This window comes from Mesorhizobium sp. M7A.F.Ca.CA.001.08.2.1, assembly GCF_003998455.1.
GTDB classification, from domain to species: domain Bacteria; phylum Pseudomonadota; class Alphaproteobacteria; order Rhizobiales; family Rhizobiaceae; genus Mesorhizobium; species Mesorhizobium ciceri.
In genome coordinates this window covers 1-8,942 of the sequence record NZ_RZPW01000202.1, presented here as the reverse complement: position 1 = coordinate 8,942, position 8,942 = coordinate 1, and the positions used below count along the sequence as shown (strand labels likewise).

Genomic DNA, 8,942 nt, shown 5'->3' with positions numbered 1-8,942 from the left:
CGCCCGACCCGCTGCCACAGCGCGTCGCCGACATTGCCGAGCGCCAGCGTCAGCGTGAACACCTTCGAGATGCTTTGGATCGAAAAGGCCTGTTCGGCGTCACCCGCCATCAGCACGCGGCCGTCATTGGTGACGGCGGCGATGCCGAACTTCTTCGGATCGACCTTGCCCAGCTGCGGAATGTAGGAAGCGACGTCACCGCGATCGGTGCGATCGGCCATTTCGGCCGCGACTTCGGCCAATGCCTGATCAAGGTTGGGGGCCTGATCAAGTTTGGAGGCCTGATCGAGTTTGGAGGCCTGTTCGAGTTCCGGCATGGTGCTACCTCAACCAGCGTTCGATGCGCGCCATTGCCTCGACCATGTCGTCGTGGCTGCCGGCATAGGAGAAACGCATGGTCCGGTGCCCCGCCTGAGTGTCGAAGTCGCGGCCGGGCGTCGCCGCTACATGCGCCTCAGCCAGCATCTTGCGTGCGAAGGCCATGCTGTCATTGGTATGCCTGGTGACGTCACAGAAGGCATAGAAGGCGCCGTCCATGGGCGCCGCCAGCGGAAAGCCGAGTTCCGGCAGGCGTTTCATCAAGAGCTCGCGATTCCAGGCATAGCGGCCTTTTACCGCCTCCAGCTCCTCGGTCGCCCTGAACGCCTCGATCGCGGCGATCTGCGACAATTCCGGCGGCGAGATGTAGAGGCTCTGGGCGACGCGCTCGACCGGCCGCACCAGGTCTTGCGGCAGCACCATCCAGCCGATTCGCCAGCCGGTCATGCAGTAATATTTGGAGAAGGAATTGATCACCGTCACATCGCCGCCATAGGCAAGTGCCGTGGTGTCGGGGGCGGCATAGGCCAGCCGGTGATAGATTTCGTCGGAGATGACGGCGATGCCGAGGTCCTGTGCCGTCCTTACCAGGGCCGCCAGTTCATCGGCTGGTATGACCGCGCCGGTTGGATTGGCGGGACTGGCGAAGAGAACGCCTTTCAGCGGCTTTTCACGATGCGCGGCTTCCAAATGGCCGGCATGCAGGTAGGCGGCGTCGCCGACCTCGATCTCGACCACCTCGATGCCGAGTGCGGCCATGATGTTGCGGTAGGCAGGGTAACCGGGTGCCGCGATGGCGACGCGGTCACCCCGATCGAACATCGCCAGGAAGGCAAGATTGAAGGCGGCCGACGATCCGGTGGTCACCGCGATCCGGCCAGGCTCGATCTCAAGCCCATAGTGATCGGCGTAGTGTCCGGCGATCGCCTTGCGCAAACCTGCCAGTCCGAGCGCGTCGGTGTAGCCGATGCGCCCATCCTGCAGCGCCTTGGCTGCTGCGGCACGAACCAGAACCGGTGCGGGATCGGAGGGTTGGCCGACGGCCATCGAAACAACCGGCACGCCCTGGGACTTCAGCCGGTTTGCCTCTGCCAGAATGTCCATCGCATGGAAGGGCTCGACATTGCCACGGCGTGAGAGCGAAACGACCATTTAACCAGTATTCCCGATGACTGACGGCGCCAGGCACTGGCGCATGTGCCGCACAAATGCCCGATTGATGTGAGGATCACAAGTTGAGGAAGTTTCCGGCGCCGACTTTTCATCTTTCGCCCGCTCGTCTACCAGTGGACACATCATGTTGAGCCGACCCAGATCGACGATTGCCCAGGCAGCGCGCGTCTTCGCGACGCTTTCGCTTGGCGTTGTCGTTGCAATGTCGAGCTCGGTCAGCGCCTTCGCCCAGAACGTGCCGGTGGTGCGCGACGCCGAGATCGAGGCGCTGGTGCGCGATTACGCGCGGCCGATCTTCAGGGCGGCCGGCCTGGCGAATGACGGCATCGACATCGTTCTGGTCAACGACCAGAGTTTCAACGCCTTCGTCACCGGGCGTCGGCTGTTTATCAACACCGGCGCGCTGATGACGGCTGAAACGCCCAACGAGATCATCGGCGTCATCGCGCACGAAGCCGGTCATATTGCCGGCGGCCACCAGCAGAAGCTGCGCGACCAGCTCGAACGAGCCAAGACGATGGCCGTCATCGCGACATTGCTTGGCGCCGGCGCCATTGTCGCCGGTGCCACAACCAGCAGCCGCGGTCTCGCCGGCGCCGGCATGGGCGTGGCTGCCGGCGGCGGCGAAATGGCACAGCGCAGCATCCTCGCCTATCAGCGCACCGAGGAGATGACGGCCGACCGCTCGGCGATCACCTATCTCAACGCCACCGGCCAGTCCGGCATGGGCATGCTGAAGACATTCCGCCGCTTCCAGACCGCACTTTCGCTTTCGGGCGCCCAGGTCGATCCGTATCGGATCAGCCATCCGATGCCGCAGGACCGCATCGCCAATCTCGAAGTGCTGGTGAAACAGGACCCCAATGTCGACAGGCCGGACCCGCCCGCGCTGCAGCAGCGCCATGACATGATGCGGGTGAAGATCGCCGTTTACATGGAAGGCCAGGCGGCCGCGTCCCGGCTGATGCGAAAGATGCAAGGAACCCTCGCCGCCCAGTACGGCGACGCCCAGTCGACCTACCTGTTCGGCAACATCGCCGCCGCCCTCGCCAAGACCAATGCACTGATCAGGGCGCAACCGAAGAATGCCTACTTCCAGGAACTGCGCGGCGACATCCTGATGAAAGCCAACAAACCCAAGGAAGCTGCGGACGCCTATGCCAAGGCGGTCAGCCTCGATTCGGCTCGGTCCGGTCTGCTGCCGGTGTCCGTGGGCCAGGCGCTGATGGCCGTCGGCACGCCCGACTCCCTCAAAAAAGCCGTCGTGCAGATCAACAATGGCCTCGGTCGCGACAAGGAAAATTCAGCCGGATATCGCTATCTGGCGCAGGCCTATGGCGAGTTGGGCGACATACCTGGCGCTGAACTTGCCACCGCCGAAAGCCATTTCTATTCCGGCAACTACAAGGATGCGAAGATTTTCGCCATGCGGGCGCAGCAGCAGATGAAACGCGGCGAGCCGCGCTGGCTTCGCGCCCAGGATATCATAAACTACAAGCCGTCAACCAAGATCAAGTGAACCTTCCGGCCGCGCGCCACGACATAGCCAGACCGGAAAACAGGCAGAAGGAACAGGAACGATGAAAAAGGCACTGCTGCTGGGCACCACGGGGGTTGCGGTCGCTCTGGCCATGCTGGCTTTCGGATTCGTTGCCGGAAACCCGCAGATCGCCAAGGCCGGGACCGCACAGCCGGTCGAGACGGCGGCGGCCGATACCAAGATCGACCGCACCGAGGTCGAAGGCATCATCCGCGACTATTTGTTGAAAAACCCGGAAGTCCTCCTGGAAGTCCAGGATGCGCTTGAGGCCAAGCAGAAGGAAGAGCAGCGCATCGCTCATCTCGGCGTGATCAAGGATGCCAAGGACCAGATTTTCAACTCCGCCTTCGACGGCGTCGTCGGCAATCCGACCGGCAAGGTCACCATCGTCGAGTTCTACGACTATAATTGCGGCTTCTGCAAACGTGCCATCGACGACATGAAGGCGCTGACCAAGACCGATCCGGACCTGCGTTTCGTGCTCAAGGAATTCCCCATCCTCGGACCGGATTCGCAGAAGGCGAGCGTGGTCTCGATGGCCTTCCACCTGATGCACCCGGAAAAGTACGGCGAGTTCCATAATGCGTTGCTCGGCGGTCAGGGACGCGCCACCGAGGCGGCGGCCATGAAGGTCGCGCTGTCGCTCGGCGCCGACGAAGCGGCGCTGCGCGAGAAGATGAAGGACCCGACAATCAACGAGGCCCTCGCCAAGACCTACGATCTTGCCAACAAGCTGGCGATCACCGGAACGCCGTCTTATGTCGTCGGCAACGAGGTGGTGTTCGGGGCGCTCGGGCAGGAAGTGCTGGCTGAAAAGATCGAGGCGGCGAAAGCCGCGCTCTGATCTTGCTCGCCAGCTATCTCTCACTGGCACATTTCCGCCTGTTGTGGACAGTGAAAGAACGCACTTGCGCTCTTTCCGCGGGCGGCTATGCCCATTATAGAGGGCCCAGCGCGCCGGCTTGATGACGGCGCCGGGAAAGGTCGGCTTTTTTGAAAACGGTTTTCGTCCTGAACGGTCCCAATCTCAACGCGCTCGGCAAGCGCGAGCCGGGCATCTATGGCGGCAAGACGCTTGCCGCGATCGCCGACGACTGCAAGCAGGCAGGCACGGCGCTGGGGTTCGAGATCGATTTCCGCCAGTCGAACCATGAGGGCGACCTTGTCGACTGGATTCAGGAAGCCGGCGACAAGGCCGTCGGCATCGTCATCAATCCGGGCGCCTACAGCCACACCTCGATTGCCATCCACGACGCCATCCGCGCCGTCGCACCATTGCCGGTGGCCGAAGTTCATCTTTCCAACATCCATGCGCGGGAACCATTCCGCCACGTCTCCATGGTCGCGCCGGTCGCCGTCGGCATGATCTGTGGCTTTGGGCCGCTCGGCTATACGCTGGCGCTACAGGCGCTGGCCGCACGCCTATGACCGGCCAACAAACAGAAGGCTCGAAAATGTCGATAAAGAAGACCGGTGTTGACCAGCAACTGATCCGCGATCTGGCGGGCATACTGAACGACACCAACCTCACCGAGATCGAGGTTGAACTGGGCGACCTGAAGGTGCGCGTCTCGCGGCAGGCGCCGGCCGTTCATGCAATCGCGGCGCCGCAACCGGCCTATGCGCCGGCAGCAGCGCAGGCTGCCGCCGTTGCCGTGCCTGTGGTGGCGGACCTTTCCAAGAATGCGGTCACCTCACCGATGGTCGGCACGGCCTATTTGGCGCCGTCGCCGGACGCCAAGGCATTCATCGAAGTCGGCCAGAAGGTCAAGGAAGGCCAGACGCTGCTGATCATCGAAGCAATGAAGACGATGAACCAGATCCCCTCGCCACGCGCCGGCACGGTGACCGCGATCCTTTTCGAGGATTCGCAGCCGGTCGAATATGGCATGCCGCTCGTCGTGATCGAGTAGAGCGGGCCTGATGTTTCAGAAGATCCTCATCGCCAATCGCGGCGAAATCGCCCTCCGGGTACTGCGCGCCTGCAAGGAACTCGGCATCCAGACGGTGGTGGTGCATTCGACCGCCGATGCCGACGCCATGCATGTGCGGCTCGCGGACGAGAGCGTCTGCATCGGTCCGCCGCCATCGCGCGACAGCTATCTCAACATCCATCAGATCGTTGCGGCCTGCGAAATCACCGGTGCCGACGCCGTGCATCCGGGCTACGGCTTCCTGTCGGAGAACGCCAAGTTCGCCGACATACTGGCCGCGCACAACATCACCTTCATCGGTCCGTCCGGCGACCATATCCGCATCATGGGCGACAAGATCGAGGCCAAGCGAACCGCCAAGCGCCTCGGCATTCCGGTTGTGCCCGGTTCGGACGGTGCCGTCACCGACCAAAAGGAAGCCAGGCGCATTGCCGCCGAGATCGGCTATCCCGTGATCATCAAGGCATCGGCCGGTGGTGGCGGGCGCGGTATGAAGGTAGCGCTTACCGAGGCCGACCTTGAGGTCGCCTTGCAAACGGCGAGCACGGAAGCCGGTGCGGCCTTCGGCGACGATGCGGTCTACATCGAGAAATACCTGGAAAAGCCGCGCCATATCGAGGTGCAGGTGTTCGGCGACGGCTTTGGCCGCGGCGTGCATTTCGGCGAGCGCGACTGTTCCTTGCAGCGCCGCCACCAGAAAGTCTGGGAAGAGGCGCCCTCGCCGGCCCTCAATGCCGAAGAGCGCGCCCGTATCGGCGGCATCTGCGCCAAGGCGATCGCCGACCTCGGCTATTCCGGCGCCGGCACGATCGAGTTCCTCTACGAAAATGGCGAGTTCTATTTCATCGAGATGAACACGCGCCTGCAGGTCGAGCATCCGGTGACGGAAGCGATCACCGGCATCGATCTCGTGCATGAGCAGATCCGCGTCGCTTCCGGCGGCGGCCTCTCGGTGAAGCAGGAGGACATCAAGTTCAACGGCCACGCCATCGAATGCCGCATCAACGCCGAGGACCCACGCACCTTCACCCCCTCGCCCGGTACGATCACCCATTTCCACACACCGGGTGGTCTGGGCATCCGCGTCGATTCCGGCGTCTATTCCGGCTACAAGATCCCGCCCTATTACGACAGCCTGATCGGCAAGCTGATTGTACATGGGCGTAACCGCGTCGAGTGCATGATGCGCCTGCGCCGCGCCCTGGACGAGTTCGTCGTCGACGGTATCAAGACGACGCTGCCGCTGTTTCGCGATCTCGTCGGCAATGCCGACATCGCCAATGGCGATTATGACATCCACTGGCTGGAAAAATACCTGGCCAAGGAAGAGTAGCGCGGAGACGCGATGACCCGCCCCTACGCGCCCGGCTATCGCATCCCCACCGACCTGCTGCTCAAGGCCTACGCCTCGGGCGTCTTCCCAATGGCAGAAAGTGCCGGCGACCCGGAGGTGTTCTGGGTGCGGCCGGAGACACGTGGCATCATCCCGCTTGACGGCTTTCACACGCCGAAAAGTCTCTGGAAAACGATCAAGAAACATCCCTTCGACATCCGTTTCGATTTCGATTTCGAGGCGACCATCGACGGCTGCGCCGAAAAGCGCGCGGAGCGGCGCTCGACCTGGATCAATGCGCCGATCCGCGAAGCCTATATCGAGTTGCATCGGATAGGCCATTGTCATTCGGTCGAAGCGTGGCGTGAGGACCGGCTGGTCGGCGGCCTCTATGGCGTGTCGCTCGGCCGGGTGTTTTTTGGCGAGAGCATGTTCGCCAGAGAGACGGACGCTTCCAAGACCTGCCTCTTCTACCTCGTCGAGCGCTTGAAGGCGCGGGGCTTTGCTCTGCTTGATACGCAGTTCACCACCGAGCACCTCAAGCGGTTCGGCGCGGTCGACGTGCCGCGCGGCAAGTATGAGAAGATGCTCGCCGATGCGTTGAAGGGCGAGGCAATATTCTATCCCTGAGGATTGAGCCTACTTCCCGGTAGCGGCTTCCAATGGCGTCTGCGAATGGAACATCATCTTCCAGCCGTTGGCGCGATGGACGTAGCCGGTGCTGACCAGCGCGGCATAAGCCTCGCCATTCTCCCGTGTCGCACGCGCCTCGTAAGTCAGCATGATGATGTCGCTGCCCGGCTCGATAATGCCCTTGAGATCCATCTGCAGGTTGCGCCAGCGGTTGGGCTTGGCCGCGGTCTTGGCCAGATCCGCATTGTCCATCGCCTGTGCCATCTGCGGAAATGCCACCAGGCATTCGGTGTCGGCGTTGGCCGCGTAGTAGGCGGAGTCGCCCGTCCAGAATCCCTTTTCGAGTTCCAGCAATTCGGCCTTGCTAGCCGTGATCCGTTTGCTGTCTGACATCGGAAGATCCTCCTTGCGCATGAATGTGCGCTCGTCCGTGGCCCAACGCATTGTGGCCAGGACGGTTCCGGGGGATCAGTTGGTGTCGGTAGTATCGGGTTCCGAAGCGTCCGGCTCCGTCACATCAGGCGTTGTGACGTCCGGAGTGGTCGCGGCTTCCGGTTTGGCTGCGGCGGGCTTGGGAGCCTCCGCTTTGGTTGCGTCAGCCTTGGCTCCGTCGGGCGCCGGCACATCCGACTTCTGCTTGCAGGCCTTCAGCCAGACGTCGTAGACGGCATGCTCGACGGCGTTGAGGCCGGGGCTTTCGGCAAACATCCAGCCGGTGAAGATGCGGCGGATCTTGCGGTCGAGCGTGATCTCGTCGACCTCGACGAAGGAATCGGTCTTCGGCGCCTCCGCCTGCGGCCGCGAATAGCAGACGCGCGGCGTCACCTGCAAAGCGCCGAACTGCACCGTCTCGTCGATATAGACATCGAAGGTGATGATCCGGCCGGTGATCTTGTCGATACCGGCAAACTCGGCAACGGCATTGGTAACCCGGTCCGCTCCCGCGGGCGGCGCCGGCGCGGGTGCCGCGGGCTCAGGCGAAGCGGCGAAGGCCACGGTGCTGACGGCAAGACCGGCGGCTAGCGCCAGACTGGCCGATATTGAGTAAGAAAAGCTCATGCAAAGATACCGGTGGTTCGCGCCCGGGTGATTCTGTCGATCGCCAAGGCTAGTCGCCGTTTTCTGATCAGCAAGCAGCTAAACACCAATTGTGGCGATAAAGGACCGGCTTGCACCCTGTCGCTACGACCCGGGTGTCCAGGCATCGTAGTCGCCGGTGACCTGCGGGCGATGCTGATTGGTGAGCACCGAGCCCTTCGGGCGATAGGCCGCCGGGCTGCCGGTCAGATTGGGCTGATGCGGCTTCTGCCAGTCGCGTGGCTTGTAGTCCTCGCTGGACGGCGCGACGTCGACACGGTGGTGCATCCAGCCGTGCCAGCCGGGCGGTATCGCCGAAGCTTCCGAATAATTGCGGTAGATGACCCAGCGGCGCGTGCGGCCTTCCGAATCGATGCCGCCTTCGTAGTAAAAATTGCCGGTCTCGTCCTGGCCGACCTTCTTGCCATACCGCCACGTGTGCAGGCGGGTTCCTATCGTCTGGCTGTTCCACCAGGTGAAAAACTGCGTAAGGAAAGTCTTCATTTCAAAACCCTCGCGCCAGCAGCGCCCGTTTCCTGCTTATGGCGTCAGGCCTTGCCGAAGGCAAGGGTTTTGCCACGGCGTGTGCGCAAATGGCTTTCCCGAAACCCCACACAAGCCTGTGATCCTGCCGGTGGCTGCATGCACGCTTGCCAAGCCTTTGCGGTGTTTCTAAAGCTCTGCGCGCCCATGCTTGTATCCAGCCCGGCTTGAGGCCAAAGGAGGTGACGATTGGCCACGGAATTGCCGACCACCGACATGCGCATCAGCGCCGAGGCGATTCGCCACCGCAAGGGCGGCACGCCGATCGTTTGCCTGACCGCCTATACCTATCCCATCGCCCGTCTGCTTGATCACCATGTCGATCTGCTTCTGGTCGGTGACAGTGTCGCCATGGTCCTCCATGGCCACAAGACGACTCTGGGTGCCTCCC

General features: G+C 62.5%; 12 protein-coding genes. 7 read left to right on the top strand and 5 right to left on the bottom strand.

Going from position 1 to position 8,942, the window contains the following annotated elements:
• Positions 1-317, bottom strand: a 317-nt coding sequence (locus EN914_RS14280) for a glutaminase (protein ID WP_206527201.1), incomplete at its 3' end; no start/stop codon positions are given.
• Between the two features lie 4 nt (positions 318-321).
• Positions 322-1,470 (bottom strand): pyridoxal phosphate-dependent aminotransferase, encoded by a 1,149-nt coding sequence (locus tag EN914_RS14275; protein ID WP_024503885.1) that lies wholly within the window; start codon positions 1,468-1,470, stop codon positions 322-324.
• Between the two features lie 145 nt (positions 1,471-1,615).
• Between EN914_RS14275 and EN914_RS14270 the strand changes: the two genes are divergently transcribed.
• The 6 genes from EN914_RS14270 to aat all read left to right on the top strand — a co-directional run bounded on the left by EN914_RS14270 (position 1,616) and on the right by aat (position 6,928).
• On the top strand, positions 1,616-3,010 hold the full coding sequence (locus tag EN914_RS14270; protein WP_024503884.1) for a M48 family metalloprotease: 1,395 nt from the start codon (positions 1,616-1,618) through the stop codon (positions 3,008-3,010).
• Positions 3,011-3,071: 61 nt separating this feature from the next.
• Positions 3,072-3,875: a DsbA family protein gene (locus EN914_RS14265; RefSeq protein ID WP_013531360.1), complete on the top strand. Its 804-nt coding sequence runs from the start codon at positions 3,072-3,074 to the stop codon at positions 3,873-3,875.
• Between the two features lie 149 nt (positions 3,876-4,024).
• Entirely contained in the window at positions 4,025-4,459 is a 435-nt protein-coding gene (gene aroQ / locus EN914_RS14260; protein WP_013531359.1) for a type II 3-dehydroquinate dehydratase, read from the top strand.
• Between the two features lie 26 nt (positions 4,460-4,485).
• Positions 4,486-4,944, top strand: a complete 459-nt coding sequence (gene accB / locus EN914_RS14255; protein WP_013531358.1) for an acetyl-CoA carboxylase biotin carboxyl carrier protein — start codon at positions 4,486-4,488, stop codon at positions 4,942-4,944.
• 10 nt (positions 4,945-4,954) lie between these two features.
• On the top strand, positions 4,955-6,298 hold the full coding sequence (accC, locus tag EN914_RS14250) for an acetyl-CoA carboxylase biotin carboxylase subunit (protein ID WP_013531357.1): 1,344 nt from the start codon (positions 4,955-4,957) through the stop codon (positions 6,296-6,298).
• Positions 6,299-6,310: 12 nt separating this feature from the next.
• On the top strand, positions 6,311-6,928 hold the full coding sequence (gene aat, locus EN914_RS14245; protein ID WP_024503883.1) for a leucyl/phenylalanyl-tRNA--protein transferase: 618 nt from the start codon (positions 6,311-6,313) through the stop codon (positions 6,926-6,928).
• A 9-nt stretch (positions 6,929-6,937) separates the two neighbouring features.
• Here the strand turns inward: aat and EN914_RS14240 are convergent, their stop codons facing one another.
• The 3 genes from EN914_RS14240 to EN914_RS14230 form a co-directional block, all read right to left on the bottom strand.
• A complete protein-coding gene (locus EN914_RS14240) occupies positions 6,938-7,324 on the bottom strand; it encodes a hypothetical protein (protein ID WP_024503882.1) in 387 nt (128 codons plus the stop codon).
• A 75-nt stretch (positions 7,325-7,399) separates the two neighbouring features.
• Positions 7,400-7,990 carry a DUF2155 domain-containing protein gene (locus tag EN914_RS14235; RefSeq protein ID WP_013531354.1) on the bottom strand — a complete coding sequence of 197 codons (591 nt, stop codon included), beginning with the start codon at positions 7,988-7,990 and terminating at the stop codon, positions 7,400-7,402.
• A gap of 123 nt (positions 7,991-8,113) precedes the next feature.
• The gene (locus tag EN914_RS14230; protein WP_013531353.1) at positions 8,114-8,512 is read right to left on the bottom strand and encodes an NADH:ubiquinone oxidoreductase subunit NDUFA12; all 399 of its coding nucleotides are present in this window, start codon (positions 8,510-8,512) and stop codon (positions 8,114-8,116) included.
• A gap of 228 nt (positions 8,513-8,740) precedes the next feature.
• Here EN914_RS14230 and EN914_RS14225 point away from each other — a divergent pair.
• A partial coding sequence (locus EN914_RS14225; RefSeq protein ID WP_407067779.1) for a 3-methyl-2-oxobutanoate hydroxymethyltransferase occupies positions 8,741-8,942 on the top strand: 202 nt, incomplete at its 3' end.